This window comes from Actinomadura sp. SCN-SB (genome assembly GCF_043906805.1).
Classification (GTDB): domain Bacteria; phylum Actinomycetota; class Actinomycetes; order Streptosporangiales; family Streptosporangiaceae; genus Spirillospora.
Genome location: NZ_JBIMPP010000052.1, coordinates 1 through 15,979, shown reverse-complemented (window position 1 = coordinate 15,979; position 15,979 = coordinate 1). Strand labels below are relative to the sequence as shown.

The following is a 15,979-nucleotide window of genomic DNA, read 5'->3' as shown; positions in this document are numbered from 1 at the left end:
CATCTTGGAAACACACCGCTGAGGGGTTTCACACCGTAGAAACACGAGGGCCTTTCAGGCGAAACCGCTGCATTCGAATCTCGGAGCAGTCCAAGTTCCCTGTCGAGGAGGGGCTCTCCCCGAGATGAATGTAGATAGCGGTAGTACCGCCTGGATGCTGACGAGCACCGCACTCGTCCTGCTGATGACACCGGGCCTGGCGTTCTTCTACGGAGGGATGAGCAGGGCCAAGAGCGTGCTCAACATGATGATGATGAGCTTCGTCAGCATCGCCGTGGTGGGCATGGTCTGGATCGTTTACGGCTACTCCCTCACCTTCAGCGAGGCAGGGGGCCTGAGCGCGTTCATCGGCGGGCTTGGCGACTGGGGACTGGTGGGCCTGGAGACCGCGGCCAGCGCCGACGACGGCTCAGGCATCCCGCAGCTGGTGTTCGTGGCCTTCCAGGCCACCTTCGCGATCATCACGGTCGCCCTGGTCAGCGGCGCCGTGGCGGACCGCGCCAAGTTCGGCGCCTGGGTGGTGTTCACCCTGTTCTGGGTGACGCTGGTGTACTTCCCGATCGCGCACTGGGTCTGGTGGAGCGACGGTGAGGAGAACGGTAAGGCCGGCTGGTTGTTCGACCTCGGCGCGCTTGACTTCGCGGGCGGCACGGTCGTCCACATCAACGCCGGTGTCGCCGCGCTCGCGCTCGCCCTGGTCCTGGGCCGCCGCAAGGGCTGGCCGAAGGACCCGATGCGCCCGCACAACCTGCCGTTCGTCCTGCTCGGCGCCGCTCTGCTGTGGTTCGGCTGGTTCGGCTTCAACGCCGGTTCCGCGGTGGCCGCGGACGGCCTGTCGGCCGTCGCGTTCATCAACACGCTCGGCGCCACCTGCGCGGCCGCGTTCGCCTGGATCGTCGTGGAGAAGCTGCGCGACGGCAGCTCGACCACGCTCGGCCTGGCCTCCGGCATCGTGGCCGGGCTCGTCGCGATCACCCCGGCCTGTGGCTTCGTGACCCCGCTCGGCGGCATCGTGATCGGCCTCGTCGCCGGCGCGGTCTGTGCCTACGCGGTCGGCTTCAAGTACAAGCTGGGGTACGACGACTCGCTCGACGTGGTCGGCGTCCACATGGTGGGCGGCATCATCGGCGCCCTGCTGATCGGCGTCCTGGCCACCACGGCCGTCAACGACGGCGGCGCGGACGGGCTGCTGGCGGGCGGCGGCGCCTCGCTGCTGGGCAAGCAGGCGGTCGCCGTCGTGGCCACCCTGGTCTACTCGTTCGTGGTCACCTTCCTCATCGCCAAGGTCATCGACCTGATCATGGGCTTCCGGATCAGCGAGGAGGACGAGGTCGCCGGGATCGACAGCGCGGCCCACGCCGAGACCGCCTACGACTTCGGTAGCGTCCACGCCGGTGTGGGGGCCTCGCTGCCCTCGTCCGCGACCGCGGCCGGCGCCCCGGCCGGCTCGGCCACGAAGGTGGAGGCAGACGCATGAAGCTGATCACAGCGGTCATCAAGCCGTTCAAGCTGGACGAGGTGAAGGCGGCCCTGGAGACCTTCGGGGTCAAGGGCCTGACCGTCAGCGAGGCCAGCGGGTACGGCCGGCAGAAGGGCCACACCGAGGTCTACCGCGGCGCCGAGTACAAGGTCGACCTGGTGCCCAAGCTCCGGGTCGAGGTGCTGGTCGACGACGACGACGCCGACGACATCATCGACGTGATCGTCAAGTCCGCCCGTACCGAGAAGATCGGCGACGGCAAGGTCTGGGCGGTGCCCGTCGAGACCGTCGTCCGCGTCCGCACCGGCGAGACCGGCACGGATGCCCTGTGACCCTGTAGGGACGGATGACGCTGGTTCACGGCACTCTCGGGGGAGAGACACACGCGGCCCGCGCAGCCCTCGTGGCGGCGCGGGCCGCGCGCGCTGGTGAGCTCGACCACTGGCTCACCGGCCTGCTGCTGGGCGGCGTCAGCCCCGGTCTGCGGGGACGACCGGTCCTGACCGGACCGGACGGGGGCGGCTTCACGGGCCATCGGCCCGTGGACGGCGTGGCGCTGGTCGCCGTCGGCAGCCACGCGCGGCGCGAGCTGACGCCAGGAGGGGACTTGGACCTGGTCCTCCTGCACCGGGGACGCCCGGACGTGGCCGAGGTCGCCGACCGCGTGTGGTACCCGATCTGGGACTCGGGGGTCCGGCTCGACCATTCGGTGCGCACCGTCCACGAGGCCAGGGAGGTGGCCCGCGCCGACATGAAGGCGGCCCTGGGGTTGCTTTCGGCCCGCCGTATCGCGGGTGAGCACTCCCTGGTGGACGAGATGCGCGCGGCCGTCCTGTCGGACTGGCGCGCCGACGCGCGCAAACGCCTGGCCGAGCTTGCGGAGATGTGCCGCAAGCGCTGGGAGTCCAAGGGGGAACTGGCCTTCCTACTGGAACCCGACCTCAAAGAGGCCCATGGGGGCCTGCGCGATGTGAACGTCATGCAGGCCGTCGCCGCGTCCTGGGTGGCTTCGGCCCCGGATGCGCGCGTCCGGGCCGCCTATGACCTTCTCTTGGACGTGCGGCACGCGCTGCATGAGGTGACCGGGCGGGGCACGGACCGCCTCGTCCTCCAAGAGCATGAGGCGGTGGCGCAGGCGCTGGGCATGCTCGACGGCAACGTGCTGCTGCGCAACCTCGCGGAGGCCGCGCGCACGATCACGTATGCCGGTGACCATCTCTGGCGGCATGTCGAGCGGTTCTGCGCTCCGCGCCGAACGTCGGCTGTGCGGGTGGCGCGCACCCCGTCCGGTGCCGGTGCGCGTGGTATCGAGCGCACGCCCGTAGGGGACGGTGCCGTGGAGCAGGAGGGCGAAGTCGTCCTGGCCCGTGGCGCCGACCTGGGCGACCCCGCGCTCACCCTGCGCGTGGCCGCTGCGGCGGCTCAAGCCGGGCTTCCCTTGGCTTTGGCCACCGTGGGGCGGCTCGCCGAGCACGCGGCCCTTCCTCCCGTGCCCTGGCCCGCCGAGGCACGGGACGCTCTGGTCTCGCTCCTGGGAGCGGGGCCTGCGGCCATCGGCGTATGGGAGGCGCTGGACCAGGCCGGGCTCATCGTCAGGCTGCTGCCCGACTGGGAACGGGTACGCAACCGTCCGCAACGCAACCCCGTGCATCGCTTCACCGTCGACCGCCATCTGGTGGAGGCGGCCGCCAACGCCGCCGCGCTCACCCGTGAGGTGTCCCGCCCTGACCTGCTGCTGGTCGGCTCCCTCCTGCACGACATCGGCAAGGGCTGGCCGGGAGACCACTCCGTGAGCGGCGCCGTCGTGGCCCGTGACCTGGGCGCGCGCATGGGTTTCGACGACGGGGACGTCAAGGTGCTGGAGGCCCTCGTCCGGCACCACCTGCTGCTTCCCGACACCGCGACCAGGCGCGACATCACCGACCCCAAAACGATCGAGGTGGTCACGTCCGCGGTGTCCGACGTCCCCGGCAGGGAACGCGAGCTGGTGGAGCTGCTGGCCGCGCTGGCGATCGCCGACGGGCTCGCCACCGGGCCCGGGGCCTGGGGCAACTGGAAGGCGGGCCTGATCGCCGAGCTGGCCCGGCGCGCCTCCGCGGCCCTCGCGGGCGGCACCCCGCCCCCGGCCCCGCACCTGAGCCCCTCCGAGCTCGCCCTGGCGCGCCATGACGGCGGTTCCGTACGCGTCCTGGGGTCCCGGGTCACCATCGCCGCTCCGAACCGTCCAGGGCTGCTCTGGAAGGCCGCGGGAGTGCTCGCCATGCACCGGCTGGCCGTCCGCACCGCCCGGCTGTCGTCCCCCGCGCCCGGGGACGGGGCGCTCGGGACGGCGGTGCTGGAGTTCACGGCCGTTCCCGAATACGGCAACCCGCCCGACCCCGCCGCCCTGGAGGCCGACCTGCGCCGCATGCTCGCCGACCGCCTTGACGTGGCCGCGCGCCTGGAACGGCGGGCCCGGTCGTTGCGCGTACGGACCGGCATCCCCGTCCCCCCGCCCCGGGTCACCATCGTGGACGACGCGTCCAGCACGGCCACCGTCGTGGAGGTACGTGCCCACGACCGTCCGGGGCTCCTGTGGCGCGTCGGCCAGGCGCTGGGGGAGTGCGGGCTTCAGGTGCGGGCCGCCCAGGTGGACACGCTTGGATCGGACGCCGTCGACGTCTTCTATGTAGTGGACGAGTCCAACCGGCCCCTCACCGAACCCGCACGGCTTTCACGCGTACGGCAGCACGTCTTGGCCGCGTTGCAGCCACCGGACAGGCAGCAGGCCGGGTAAGGGGGGCGGAGAGACGGCCACGGGGGCACGACCGCCTCTCCGCCCGGTCCTGGATCAGGAATCCGCCGGATCCGGGTCCGCTGAGGGTTCCTCCGGCTCGGATTCCTCCATGGTGGTGGGCGTCTCCTGCTGCGTTCCGCCGGTCGTCGAGCGCTCGGCTTCATCGGGAGTGTTCGGGACGCTGGGCGTGTCGCTGTCGTCCGTGACGTCGTCGGTATCGTCGTCGCTTTCGGACGCCCCGCTCGTGGCCGTATCGTCCGCATCCTTGTCCGGACGCCCCTTGGGCGTGGGCTTGACCTTGTCCTCGTGGTCCTTCCCCGGGGTGGCCTTGCTGCTCCCATGGTCGTGCTCGGCGGGGCCAGGCGGGTGCGTCAGCAGCACATCGCAGTAGGCGCCCACCTTGGCCGCGCCTCCCGCGGCCGAGACCAGCGCCTGCATGGTGGGCCTGTTCAACGCGTCCTGGCGCCTGTGCGGGGGCATGGCGTTGTAACTGCGGCACATCCCTAGCACGGCCGGGTTCGGACGAGTGCGCAACGGTCGGGAAGTGCCCGCTGAGCCCACCGGGCTCGGGTCCGTCCGCGACGGCTCCGCCGGGGACCCGGACGCGGACGGCCGGGGCTGGAGCAGATCCACCTGCAACGCCCCGGCCTGGACCGCGACGAAAACCCCGCCGGCCGCCGTGGCCGTCGCCAAAGCCACCGCCGCGAACTTCACCGGCAGCAGCCGGGCGAACGGGAACCAGGCCCGCCCGGCCTCCTGAGGTGACGGGTCGCCTGGCGAGAGCGCGGCGTGAAACGCGGCCACGGCGGCCTCCTCGCCGTCCAGCTCCGCGTCCCTGGCTGGTGCCGACGCGGCGGCGAGGAGATCGGCGAGGAGATAGGGAGCGGAGGCAGGGGCGCCGGGGACGCCGTCGAGCAACCGCTCGGCGACGTCGCGATCCAATCCCTTGCCGTCCGTCCTCATCTCATCCTCTTCAGCGCCACCGCGCCCGGAGATGTCACACCCGTCACCGCGAACCGCGTCTCCCATCCCGTGCTACCCCCCGCCCTCCGGGGGCGCCTCGCGTCCAGGACGCCCGGCGGACGGCGCCGCGGCGGAAGGCGCCGCGCCCGACCGCTCGGCGGAGGCGACAGCGCCCGCTCGCCCGCTCTTCCGGGACCCCGCGTCCGCCTTGGCGGCGCCGGTCTGCGCCGTGAGGCGCTCCGCCAGGCGGCGCAGGCCGCGGTAGGCCGCGGTGCGGACCGCCCCTGCCCGCTTGCCCAGAACGCGTCCCGCCTCCTTGGCGTCCAGGCCGACCACCACGCGCAGCAGCACCGCCTCCGCCTGATCACGCGGCAGGTCGCAGATCAGCGCGATCGCCGAGCCCGTCGACAGGCGCTCCAGCGCGTCCCGTTCGGTGTCGTCACGGGCCACCAGGTCGGCGAGGGAGTCGACGTCGACCCCGCCGTCCGGGCGGCGCCCGGCACGGCGCAGATGGTCCAGGGCGCGATGCCGGGCGATCGTGGACGCCCATCCGCGGAACCGGTCATAGTCCCCTGTGAACGACCCGAGATCACGCGCGATCTGCAACCAGGCGTCGGCGGCGACGTCCTCCGCCTCCGTCCCCACCAGGGCCCGCAGGTACCTCAGCAGCCTGGGCTGAAGATCGCGGTACAGCAGGCGGAACGCGTCCCCGTCGCCGTCCTGCGCGGCGCGCAGGGCCGACTCGAGCTCCGGGACGCCCGGCCAGGGCGTCGCGCGCTCCCTCATGCGGCGCCCCCTCCCGAATGGCCGTACACGCCACGGACGCCCAGGCCCCCCGGAACGGCCGCGCCGCTCACGCGGTCGTCTCGTGCGCCCGCGGGCGGCCACGTCATCACCTGTTGGACCTCGCGGTATGGGGGATTCCTGACGGTCTCAGGGGCCATACGGCGTCGCCACAAGGCTCCCCTTAAGCGTTCAGCGTACGTATCAGCCCAGTCGTCACACCTGGATTGGCGGAACTTCCGTGATTCCGGCGGGGGCGGGAACCACCCATCGACCCGATACCCTGAAGGTTGATCCCAGAAGCTTCCAAGGACGGTCCAGACACGTGTTCGAGACGCTCTCCGACCGGTTGACGACGGTTTTCTCGTCGCTGCGCAGCAAAGGCCGGCTCTCCGAGGCCGACATCAACGCGACGGCCCGCGAGATCCGTGTCGCGCTGCTCGAGGCCGACGTCGCCCTGCCCGTGGTCAAGGACTTCATCGCGCAGGTCAAGGAGCGGGCCCGGGGCGCCGAGGTGTCCCAGGCGCTGAACCCGGCACAGCAGGTCGTCAAGATCGTCAACGAGGAGCTGATCGGCATCCTCGGCGGCGAGACCCGCCGGATCCGTTTCGCCAAGACCCCGCCCACCGTGATCATGCTGGCCGGTCTGCAGGGCTCGGGTAAGACCACCCTGGCGGGCAAGCTGGCCCGCTGGCTGAAGTCCGAGGGTCACGCGCCGCTGCTGGTGGCCGCCGACCTCCAGCGTCCCAACGCCGTCCAGCAGCTCCAGGTGATCGGCGAGCGCGCCGCCGTGCCCGTGTACGCGCCGGAGCCCGGCAACGGCGTCGGCGACCCGGTGGACGTGGCGCGCCGCTCCATCGACCACGCCAGGCACGCCCAGCACGACGTGGTCATCATCGACACCGCGGGCCGCCTCGGCGTGGACACCGAGATGATGCAGCAGGCGGCCGACATCCGCGACGCCGTCAACCCGGACGAGATCCTGTTCGTGGTCGACGCCATGATCGGCCAGGACGCCGTCACCACCGCCGAGGCGTTCGTCCAGGGCGTCGGGTTCGACGGCGTGGTGCTGACCAAGCTTGACGGCGACGCCCGCGGCGGCGCGGCCCTGTCGGTACGGCACATGACCGGCCGTCCCATCATGTTCGCCTCGACCGGGGAGAAGCTGGAGGACTTCAGCGTCTTCCACCCGGACCGGATGGCGGGCCGCATCCTCGACATGGGCGACATCCTCACCCTGATCGAGCAGGCCGAGCAGGCGTTCGACTCCGCCCAGGCCGAGCGGATGACCACCAAGTTCGCCTCGGGCGAGGACTTCACCCTCGAGGACTTCCTCGAGCAGATGATGATGATCCGCAAGCTCGGGCCGATCGGCAACCTGCTCGGGATGATGCCCGGCATGGGCCAGGTCCGCGACCAGGTCAGCAAGATCGACGACAAGGACCTGGACCGGGTCGCCGCCATCATCCGCTCGATGACGCCGCAGGAGCGCTCCAACCCCAAGATCATCAACGGTTCCCGCCGGGCCCGCATCGCCAAGGGCTCCGGCGTCACCGTGGGCGAGGTCAGCAGCCTGGTCACCCGGTTCTTCGACGCCCAGAAGATGGTCCGCCAGATGGCCGGCGGCATGGGACTCCCCGGCATGCCCGGACGCCGCAAGGCCGCGAAGGCCGCCAAGGCCAAGAACAAGAAGGGCAAGCAGCGCAGCGGCGACCCGCGCAAGCGCGCCGCCGCCCAGCGCGCCGGAGGCGATGGCCAGCGCCAGCAACCCGCCGCCGGCGTCCCCCAGAACCTCCCCCCGGGCCTGGGCGGCCAACTCCCCCCCGGCCTGGGCGGCCAGCTCCCCCCCGGCTTCCAGATGCCGGACCTGGGCAAACTTCAACCCCGCAGAAAGAAGTAACCCACCAACCGGCGCGACCCACCCCCCAACACGGTCACGCCCCCGCCATCCGGCACGGACACGAGCCTGAGGTCTGCCGGGCACAGGCGTAAGTCCGCAGCCACCACGAGCGCAAAGCGCGCCATCCGGGCCGAAGCAAACCCACCGCCCGGCACGGTCCCGAACCTGCGCTCGGCACAGGTGCGCGGCCACCGCCCGAGAGGGAGTGCGGCGCAACCCGAGCGCGAGTCCTGGCCAGCACGGGCGCACGGGTGCACCACCCAGCACAGGCGTGGACCCGCCATCCGTGACGGCGTCCGTTTGCGGCCCCAGGCGGGGGTGAAAGTGTGGCTTGGCGCGGGGGTGAGCCTGGCGCGTTGTGCGGGGTTGGCTTGGTGTTCGGGACGGGTTCGGGGCGCCGCTGGGCGGGCTCGGGCGGCCGCAGTGGGCGGGATTCGCGAAGAATGGCCGCGTGTCATCGGCTGATTGCGTCTTTCCCGCTGACGTCTGGCAGAATGGCAGGCTGGAAACCCCGGAGTCGCCAGGCGCCCTCTCTCGTCCTGAGCGCCCGGAGTCCACGAGCGGCCGTGCGCCGGTGTCCCCACCTGGTAACGCCCGTTCACCCCTGTATCAGTCTGGAGAACACCACACCCGTGGCAGTCAAGATCAAGCTCAAGCGTCTGGGGAAGATCCGGAACCCGCAGTACCGGATCGTCGTCGCCGATGCCCGTACCAAGCGTGACGGACGGGCGATCGAGGAGATCGGGCTCTACCACCCCAAGGAGGAGCCCTCGCGCATCGAGGTGAACTCGGAGCGGGCGCAGTACTGGCTCGGCGTCGGCGCGCAGCCGACCCGGCCCGTGCTCAACCTGCTGAAGATCACCGGCGACTGGCAGAAGTTCAAGGGCGAGCCCGGTGCCGAGGGCACGCTCAAGGTGGCCGAGCCCAAGCCCGACAAGAAGGCCGTCTTCGAGGCCGCGGTCAAGGAGTCGATGGGCGACACCGAGGCCCCGGCCACCCAGACCAAGGCCAGGAAGAAGGCCGAGCCGAAGAAGGCCAAGGGCGAGGACGCCAAGGCCGAGGAGTCCACCGAAGCTAAGAGCGAGGGCTGACGTGCTCGAAGAAGCGCTCGAGCATCTGGTCCGCGGGATCGTCGAGAACCCGGACGACGTCCGGGTGCGCGCCCGCAGGATCAGGGGCGGCCGGGTCCTTGAGGTGCGGGTGCACCCCGACGACCTCGGCAAGGTCATCGGCCGCAGCGGGCGTACCGCCAAGGCCCTGCGCACGGTCATCAGCGCCCTGTCCGGGGGCCGGTACGTGCGCGTTGATCTGCTCGATGTCAACGAGGTCCGCTGACCATGACCTCGGGCGGGCCGCCCCCCGATCGTCCTTCGGACGCGGCCCGGGGAGTCCGGGGCTCCGCCCCCGGAAAGGGCTCCGACCCGCTGGTCGTCGGCCGGATCGGACGGCCGCACGGGGTCCGCGGTGAGGTCACCCTGGACGTCCGCACCGACGATCCGGATCTGCGGTTCGCCCCGGGCACCGAGCTCGCCACCGACCCACCGGGTCTCGGCCCCCTGACGGTCGAGCGTGCCCGCTGGCACTCGGGCCGTCTGCTCGTGCGCTTCGCCGGGGTCGGCGACCGCGACGCCGCGGAGAAGCTCCGCGGTGCCTGGCTGGTCGTCGACCCCACCGACATCCCCGTGTCCCCCGACCCCGACGAGTTCCACGACCAGGAGCTCATCGGCCTCACCGCCGTCACCGTCAAGGGGGACGAGCTCGGCGCGGTCAGCGAGGTCCGGCACTCCGGGCAGGACCTCCTGGTGATCCGCCGCCGCGATGGCGGTGAGTCGCTGATCCCCTTCGTCGCCGCGCTGGTCCCCGAGGTGGACGTCGCCGGCGGACGGCTGGTGGTCGACCCCCCGCCCGGTCTCGACGAGCTATGAGAATCGACATCGTCACGATCTTCCCGGACTACTTCGCTCCTCTGGACGTCTCCCTGCTCGGCAAGGCCCGGCGCTCCGGAATCCTGAACGTCCACGTCCACGACTTGCGGGACTGGACGCACGACCGGCACCGCACCGTCGACGACACCCCCTACGGCGGCGGCCCCGGCATGGTGATGAAACCCGAACCCTGGGGCGAGGCCCTGGACACCATCGCGCCACCCGGCTCGCGCGTCCCGCGCCTGCTGGTCCCCACGCCCGGCGGACGCCCGTTCACCCAGGCCATGGCCGCCGAGCTCGCCACCGAGGAGTGGCTGCTGTTCGCCTGCGGACGGTACGAGGGCATCGACTCGCGCGTGGTCGAGGAGGCCCGTACCCGCATGCCGGTGGACGAGGTCAGCCTCGGCGACTTCGTGCTCGCCGGCGGGGAGGTCGCCGTCCTGGTGATCGTGGAGGCCGTGGGCCGTCTGCTCCCCGGCGTCCTGGGCAACGCCGCCTCGGTGGCCGACGACTCGTTCGCCCCGGGCGCGATGGAATCCCTGCTCGAAGGCCCCGTCTACACCAAGCCACCCGTCTGGCGCGACCGCGCCGTCCCGGACGTCCTGCTGTCCGGCAACCACGGGGCGATCGCCCGCTGGCGTCGCGACCAGGCCCTTCGCCGTACCGCGCGGAACCGTCCCGAGCTGCTGGCACGGATGCCCGCCGACGCGTTCGACGAGCGCGATCGGCAGGTCCTCAAGGAGGCCGGTTTTCCGGTGGACGACGAACCTATGGCACACTAGAGCGTCGCCCTGTGCGCGCTGACGCGTGCTGCGCGCGACTTTCGAGCCACCACACATCGCGCGGCGCGACGCCCCCATGCACGATTCGGGAGGGGCCTCTCGACGTCCGCGTTCGACCTGCGAGGAAACGCCGCCATGCACACCCTGATCCAGGAGATCGAAAAGGCCGCGATGCGCACCGACGTCCCGGACTTCCGTCCGGGCGACACGCTCAAGGTGCACGTCCGCGTCACGGAGGGCAACAGGAGTCGTATCCAGGTCTTCCAGGGCGTGGTGATCCGGCGCCAGGGCGGCGGTGCCCGTGAGACCTTCACCGTCCGCAAGGTCAGCTACAGCGTCGGCGTCGAGCGCACCTTCCCGCTCAACAGCCCGTCGATCGACAAGATCGAGGTCGTCACCCGGGGCGACGTCCGCCGCGCGAAGCTCTACTACCTCCGCAACCTGCGTGGCAAGGCCGCCCGCATCAAGGAGAAGCGGGACTTCTGACGCCCCCCGTTCAGGGCAGCCGACCCTCACCCGGCCCCAACCGGGGCCGGGCAGGAAGAGCCACCTTCCGGTGGCGCCCAAGCGACCTCGCGATCCGCCAGACGGAGGGGTCGCCCGGAAAGCCGGCTCCCGCTCCCTCTCAGATCGGCCGGCTGAGCACGTCCACACCGAGCGCGTTCCCTCAAATGCCACCGGCGGACGCCGCGCCCGGTGCAGCCCATCGGGCCCACCGTTAGCAGGCAGGGCACAGGGGACCATCCTCGCCAATCGGCATGACCGACGGACCTTTCCGACGGGCCGAATCGGAAAGTGGAGCCGCGGCCGTCCGTTCGGAAAGGGCTTCTCATCCGGACTCGCGGGAACCGGCGCATCGACCGAGGCGTTGCCGATTTGGCGGTGTACGTCTGTTTGACGCACACGTCCCAGCGGGCGACACGGCCGGGGACACGGTGCCGTGGCCTCGGCGCCGATAGGCTTTCGCTCTGATGGACGACGAGGACGATCGGAGAAACGTGCGATCCGAGGCCGAGGGCGCGGTGCCCGAAAACGAGCAGGCCGTGACCTCCGAGCAGGACTCCGAGAAGGATTCCGACGCCGAGCGGGAGCACAAGCCCGCCAAGGGCAAGAAGGCCAAGAAGCAGGGCTCCTTCTGGAAGGAGCTCCCGATCCTCATCGGGGTCGCGCTCGTCCTCGCACTGGTCATCAAGGCGTTCGCCGTTCAGGCGTTCTACATCCCATCGGGCTCGATGGAGAACACGCTCCAGGTGGGCGACCGCGTCCTGGTCAACAAGATCGTTTACCATACGCGCGACGTGAAGCGCGGTGACATCGTGGTCTTCAACGGCCTGGACTCGTGGGACCCGGAGACCGAGGTCCAGGAGCCCGGCAACCCCGTCGCGAAGCTGCTGCGGACCATCGGAACCGCCTTCGGTGTCGCCCCCACGGAGAAGGACTACATCAAGCGGGTCATCGGCATCCCCGGTGACCGGGTGAAGTGCTGTGACGCCAAGGGCCGCGTCACCGTCAACGGCGTCCCCCTCAACGAGGACTCCTATCTGTTCACCGACCCGGTCACCAATGAACGGAACAAGCCTTCCGATGACCCCTTCGAGGTCACCGTCAAGCCGGGCCAGCTCTGGGTGATGGGCGACCACCGCGACCTGTCCTTCGACTCCCGTTCGCACCGCGGCGACCCGGGCGGCGGCACGATCCCCACCAACCGCGTGATCGGCCGCGCCTTCGTCATCGTCTGGCCCCTGAACCGGATCGGCACCCTCCCGATCCCCGAGACCTACGACCAACGCGGCCTGAACGCCGCCTCCGCCGCCGCACCGGCCACCCCGATCGCCCTGGGCCTGATCGGCGCCGTCCCCATCACCTACCTACGCCGCCGCCTCCGCCGATAACCGCGCGGATATGCCCCGAATGTGGAAGTGATCTCGCCGGCGAGCGAGTGATCAGTGACCCTCGGCCCCGGGCAGCTCGATCATGTGGCCGGGATGAACGGACTCGATCTCCACACGCCCGGGTCGGCGCGACCGTAACCGGCCATGTCAGACCGGCCAACGGCCGCCCCTTCGCCTGCGCCGTGGTCGTGCCGGATCAGCGCCCGGCATCACCCCCGAACCCGCTTCCGGTCGCGGCGCGTACCGGTACGCCTTGGAACACCGGGGCGGAGAGCCGACGGGGGCAGGAGGACGAGAGTCGGCGGCGGACATCCTCCATGTCGAGGCCACGGACCTGTTCGATCACGTTCTCCAGGAGGAATCAGCTCCTGGGTGAGCCGGATATCCGGCCCGCCCGGGACACCGGCCGGGGCCAACGGGCTCCGGCCTTCCGGATCACCACCCCACCTACGATGACCGGGTTGCTCCTCGGGGTCCTGGGATCGCGGCCACGGTCATCGCGTCCGCGCATCGACCTCGCCCCGTGCGAGCCACCCGGCGCGGACCGCCCGGGCGGAAGTGGGGTGTCGGTGGGAGGGATCAGCCGGCGCAGGGTTGCTGCTCTGTCGGGTAATCGGTGATGGTGCTGAACGATCATCACCGCAGCGGGATGCGGTGGCCGAGGATCCGAACCGGCACGGCTGTGCAGCTGCCGCATGATCCCCTTCGTGCGTGTGTTGACGCCTTCGATGCAGCAGTTGTGGTGGGGGCGTCGCGGTCGAACTCGGGGCCGCCTGCGAAGTCGTGCGGGTGGCGCAGGCCGGCGGCCCAGGTGGCGGTGGTCAAGGCGGGCAGTTCGAAGCCTTCGCCCGTGGCGAGGATCCCGGCGAAGCCGCGGACTGTCAGCGGACACGGCAAACTCCCCACCGGCGGACAGACAGCTCCCCGCTGACGGACGGGGAGCCCTCACCTCCACCACCGGGGAGTATCGATGTCCGTCAGTGGGGAGCCTTGTTGTCCGTGACGGGGGAGAAAGCCATCTCCGTTGACAACGGACCAGGGTGGTCGAGCTCAGCCAGCTCGGGGCGGACGGATGTGAGCCCCTACAGCGGTCCGGGGTCGCTGTCACGCAACCTGCCAAGACGGGTGAGCAGGAAACTGGCCAGTCGGCGTGCGGTGATGACGGACCGATCTCCTTCGGCCCGACCTTGGGCGATCTAGTGGTAGGGCGTTAAGACTGCCGGTGTAGCCGAAATGCTTGATCTCATAGAACGGCGGTAGGGGCGGGGAATGCTGAATCGGCGGCGCGCAGGTCCCGCGGGTGGACGCGGTAAAAGTCGACGAGGGTGAGCCGGTAACGCGGCGCGCGACGCAGGGTCTCGCGCTGGGTGGGTACGGGCGTAGCGCTGGACGGTGTTGAGGGACGGGTTCAGACGGCGGGCGCTCCTTAGAGGTCGATTCTTGGTGAGTCGGCGGGAGCAGATGAGGGTTGCGGCGATGTCGACGAAGGCGGGGAAGCGTTCGGGTTTGCGTTCGTAGCGGCCGGCTTCGGCCCGCGCGGGCGACGTGCACTTGGGCCAACGCCGCCCGAAGCCCGGGCCGCTTCAGATCGGGGACGCGGGTTTCGTACGGCTTGGTTGACGAGTTACCAGGGCACCACGCCGGCGTCTTCGAAGAAGGAGCCGGTTGGGCCGTTGTCGGGCAGGGTGGCCAGGTGGATGGCTATGGCGGCGCCTTGTTGGGCGGTGCGGATGCCGCGGAAGCCGTTGAGATCGGTTGCGCAGTAGCCGGGGCAGGCGGCGTTGATCAGGATGTTGGTGTCGTGTAGTTCCTTGGCGTACTGGAGGGTCACGGCGTTGAGGAAGGTCTTGGAGGGCGAGTAGGCGGCGGAGATCGGGCCTACGGCCTGCACGTCGGTCTGAGAGCTCTGGCGGGTGAGAGACCCGACGCTGCTGGACATGTTCACGATTCGCGGTGCGGCGGACCGCCTGAGCAGCGGCAGCATGGCGTTGGTGACGCGGATGACGCCGATCACGTTGGTCTCCACGACCGTTCGCATGGTCGCGGGGGCGACGGTCGTGGGCGTCTGCGGCATCCCACCGGTCACCCCGGCGTTGTTGACCAGCACGTCGAGCCGTCCGAAACGCTCGGAGAGTAGGGAGGCCGAGGCGGTGACGCTCTCGTCGGAAGTCACGTCGAGGGGTACCGCGAACGCGTCGACCCCCTCGGCGCGAAGTTTCTCGACGGCCGCCGAGAGCCGCTCCGGGGACCTGGCCCCCACGCCGACGGTGTGGCCAAGGGCGCCGAGCCCGACGGCGATCTCGTATCCGATTCCCTTGTTGGCGCCGGTGATCAGCGTGATCGTCTGTTCGCTCATACCAGAAATCCTGGCCGTACGGCCGAGAGCACTCCAACACCGACTGGGTAGCGTTCGATACCTCGCGGGTATTGATCCCCGGGTACGGTGAGAGCATGGAGACGCGAGAAGTGCGGTACTTCGTCGCCGTCGCCGAGGAACTCCATTTCGGCCGCGCCGCCGAGCGCCTCGGGATCGCCCAGCCGCCCCTCTCGCGGGCGATCAAGCAGCTGGAACGCCGCCTGGGCGTTCAGCTTCTCGAACGTACCAGCCGTACGGTCGAACTCACTGAGGCCGGAAAGGTCCTGCTCAGAGAGGGCCGGGCTGCCCTCGACGCGGTCGACGCCGCGGCGCGCCGCACCCGCCGCGCCGCCGCCGGGGAGCCGAAACTGGTGCTGGTCACCAAGGCCGGGGCGTCGGGTGAACTGCTGCCGAAACTCCTGGACGCCTACGCCGCCGAGCCCGGCGCGGTCGCCGTCGAGGTCCTGCTGTGCGGGATCGGAGAGCAGGGGCGGCTGCTCCGCGACGGCCGGGCCGACGTGGGCCTGCTGCACAGGCCGTTCGACTCGACGACCGGCCTCGACATCGAGGAGCTGAGCACCGAGGGCCAGATTCTGGTCCTGCCGAAAGACCATCCCCTCGAAGGCCGCGGGGACCTGCGCATGGCCGACATCGCCGGCCTTCCGCTGCCACGCTGGCCGCACTGCGACGGCGGCTACCCCGACGGTCCGGGACCCGAGGTGCACGACCACGCCCAGCTCCTGCAGCTGATCGCGCTGGGCAGGGCGGTGGCCCTACTACCGGAGACCGCCCGGACCCATCTCCGCCGCGACCTGGCCTTCGTGCCGATCCTGGACGCGCCGACCGTCACCACCGTGATCGCCTGGCCGCCGCACAGCCGGTCCCTGGCCCTCGCCGGGCTGATCCAGACGGCCACTCGCCTTTAGACAGTGTTTCGTTTGGTGGGGTCGGTTTCGTTCCGCCGTGACGATGGTGGAGCACCTGGTTCCTGATGAGTTGTGGGAGGTTGCTCCAGCGGGTCGTGCCACCTGCGCCGACGCGTCCACAGGGCGGTGGGCGGCGGCGTGCCGGCGATCGTGAGGTGCCAGCGGCGATCGTGTTCGTGGCCACCGGCTGCGCCTA

Annotated in this window: 14 protein-coding genes and 1 pseudogene; 12 read left to right on the top strand and 3 right to left on the bottom strand. The window is 70.6% G+C overall.

Features of this window, described 5'->3' with window-relative positions; translation table 11 throughout:
• Positions 1-124: 124 nt before the first annotated feature.
• Genes ACGWYJ_RS27780 through ACGWYJ_RS27770 form a run of 3 tightly spaced genes read left to right on the top strand, consistent with a single transcriptional unit; the run spans position 125 to position 4,256 of the window.
• Positions 125-1,477: an ammonium transporter gene (locus tag ACGWYJ_RS27780; protein WP_395109316.1), complete on the top strand. Its 1,353-nt coding sequence runs from the start codon at positions 125-127 to the stop codon at positions 1,475-1,477.
• Complete coding sequence (locus ACGWYJ_RS27775; RefSeq protein WP_395109315.1) at positions 1,474-1,812, top strand: P-II family nitrogen regulator; 339 nt, start codon at positions 1,474-1,476, stop codon at positions 1,810-1,812. The genes ACGWYJ_RS27780 and ACGWYJ_RS27775 overlap by 4 nt, the downstream gene beginning before the upstream one ends.
• A gap of 14 nt (positions 1,813-1,826) precedes the next feature.
• A complete protein-coding gene (locus tag ACGWYJ_RS27770; RefSeq protein WP_395109314.1) occupies positions 1,827-4,256 on the top strand; it encodes a [protein-PII] uridylyltransferase in 2,430 nt (809 codons plus the stop codon).
• 54 nt (positions 4,257-4,310) lie between these two features.
• Here ACGWYJ_RS27770 and ACGWYJ_RS27765 read toward each other — a convergent pair whose 3' ends face one another.
• Complete coding sequence (locus tag ACGWYJ_RS27765; protein ID WP_395109312.1) at positions 4,311-5,219, bottom strand: hypothetical protein; 909 nt, start codon at positions 5,217-5,219, stop codon at positions 4,311-4,313.
• 72 nt (positions 5,220-5,291) lie between these two features.
• A complete protein-coding gene (locus ACGWYJ_RS27760; protein ID WP_395109310.1) occupies positions 5,292-6,005 on the bottom strand; it encodes an RNA polymerase sigma factor in 714 nt (237 codons plus the stop codon).
• Between the two features lie 322 nt (positions 6,006-6,327).
• On the opposite strand from ACGWYJ_RS27760, the gene ffh reads away from it, so the two are divergent.
• The 7 genes from ffh to lepB all read left to right on the top strand — a co-directional run bounded on the left by ffh (position 6,328) and on the right by lepB (position 12,501).
• Positions 6,328-7,902, top strand: coding sequence for a signal recognition particle protein (gene ffh / locus ACGWYJ_RS27755; RefSeq protein WP_395109309.1), 1,575 nt, complete (start codon positions 6,328-6,330; stop codon positions 7,900-7,902).
• Positions 7,903-8,534: 632 nt separating this feature from the next.
• Positions 8,535-8,993 carry a 30S ribosomal protein S16 gene (rpsP, locus tag ACGWYJ_RS27750; RefSeq protein ID WP_395109308.1) on the top strand — a complete coding sequence of 153 codons (459 nt, stop codon included), beginning with the start codon at positions 8,535-8,537 and terminating at the stop codon, positions 8,991-8,993.
• Position 8,994: 1 nt separating this feature from the next.
• A complete protein-coding gene (locus ACGWYJ_RS27745) occupies positions 8,995-9,237 on the top strand; it encodes an RNA-binding protein (protein ID WP_026414632.1) in 243 nt (80 codons plus the stop codon).
• Between the two features lie 2 nt (positions 9,238-9,239).
• The gene (rimM, locus tag ACGWYJ_RS27740; protein ID WP_395109306.1) at positions 9,240-9,827 is read left to right on the top strand and encodes a ribosome maturation factor RimM; all 588 of its coding nucleotides are present in this window, start codon (positions 9,240-9,242) and stop codon (positions 9,825-9,827) included.
• A complete protein-coding gene (trmD, locus tag ACGWYJ_RS27735) occupies positions 9,824-10,609 on the top strand; it encodes a tRNA (guanosine(37)-N1)-methyltransferase TrmD (protein WP_395109305.1) in 786 nt (261 codons plus the stop codon). Before rimM ends, trmD begins: the two co-directional genes overlap by 4 nt.
• A 135-nt stretch (positions 10,610-10,744) precedes the next feature.
• On the top strand, positions 10,745-11,095 hold the full coding sequence (gene rplS / locus ACGWYJ_RS27730) for a 50S ribosomal protein L19 (protein WP_285698780.1): 351 nt from the start codon (positions 10,745-10,747) through the stop codon (positions 11,093-11,095).
• 485 nt (positions 11,096-11,580) lie between these two features.
• Positions 11,581-12,501 (top strand): signal peptidase I, encoded by a 921-nt coding sequence (lepB, locus tag ACGWYJ_RS27725; protein WP_395109304.1) that lies wholly within the window; start codon positions 11,581-11,583, stop codon positions 12,499-12,501.
• A gap of 1,624 nt (positions 12,502-14,125) precedes the next feature.
• On the opposite strand, the gene ACGWYJ_RS27720 is transcribed toward lepB, so the two are convergent.
• Entirely contained in the window at positions 14,126-14,857 is a 732-nt protein-coding gene (locus tag ACGWYJ_RS27720; protein ID WP_395109303.1) for an SDR family oxidoreductase, read from the bottom strand.
• A 95-nt stretch (positions 14,858-14,952) separates the two neighbouring features.
• Here ACGWYJ_RS27720 and ACGWYJ_RS27715 point away from each other — a divergent pair, with 95 nt between their 5' ends.
• The gene (locus ACGWYJ_RS27715) at positions 14,953-15,783 is read left to right on the top strand and encodes a LysR family transcriptional regulator (protein ID WP_395109302.1); all 831 of its coding nucleotides are present in this window, start codon (positions 14,953-14,955) and stop codon (positions 15,781-15,783) included.
• Between the two features lie 37 nt (positions 15,784-15,820).
• Positions 15,821-15,979 (top strand): annotated as a pseudogene (locus tag ACGWYJ_RS27710) (IS5/IS1182 family transposase); the annotation flags it as partial.

What these genes read in the sequence shown, in the direction of transcription:
- rplS (WP_285698780.1), top strand. Translation starts at nt 10,745, where the DNA reads ATGCACACCCTGATCCAGGAGATCGAAAAGGCCGCGATGCGCACCGAC.
- ACGWYJ_RS27775 (WP_395109315.1), top strand. Translation starts at nt 1,474, where the DNA reads ATGAAGCTGATCACAGCGGTCATCAAGCCGTTCAAGCTGGACGAGGTG.
- ACGWYJ_RS27720 (WP_395109303.1), bottom strand. Translation starts at nt 14,857, where the DNA reads ATGAGCGAACAGACGATCACGCTGATCACCGGCGCCAACAAGGGAATC.
- ACGWYJ_RS27780 (WP_395109316.1), top strand. Translation starts at nt 125, where the DNA reads ATGAATGTAGATAGCGGTAGTACCGCCTGGATGCTGACGAGCACCGCA.
- lepB (WP_395109304.1), top strand. Translation starts at nt 11,581, where the DNA reads ATGGACGACGAGGACGATCGGAGAAACGTGCGATCCGAGGCCGAGGGC.
- ACGWYJ_RS27765 (WP_395109312.1), bottom strand. Translation starts at nt 5,219, where the DNA reads ATGAGGACGGACGGCAAGGGATTGGATCGCGACGTCGCCGAGCGGTTG.
- trmD (WP_395109305.1), top strand. Translation starts at nt 9,824, where the DNA reads ATGAGAATCGACATCGTCACGATCTTCCCGGACTACTTCGCTCCTCTG.
- ACGWYJ_RS27715 (WP_395109302.1), top strand. Translation starts at nt 14,953, where the DNA reads ATGGAGACGCGAGAAGTGCGGTACTTCGTCGCCGTCGCCGAGGAACTC.
- ACGWYJ_RS27760 (WP_395109310.1), bottom strand. Translation starts at nt 6,005, where the DNA reads ATGAGGGAGCGCGCGACGCCCTGGCCGGGCGTCCCGGAGCTCGAGTCG.
- ACGWYJ_RS27770 (WP_395109314.1), top strand. Translation starts at nt 1,827, where the DNA reads ATGACGCTGGTTCACGGCACTCTCGGGGGAGAGACACACGCGGCCCGC.
- rimM (WP_395109306.1), top strand. Translation starts at nt 9,240, where the DNA reads ATGACCTCGGGCGGGCCGCCCCCCGATCGTCCTTCGGACGCGGCCCGG.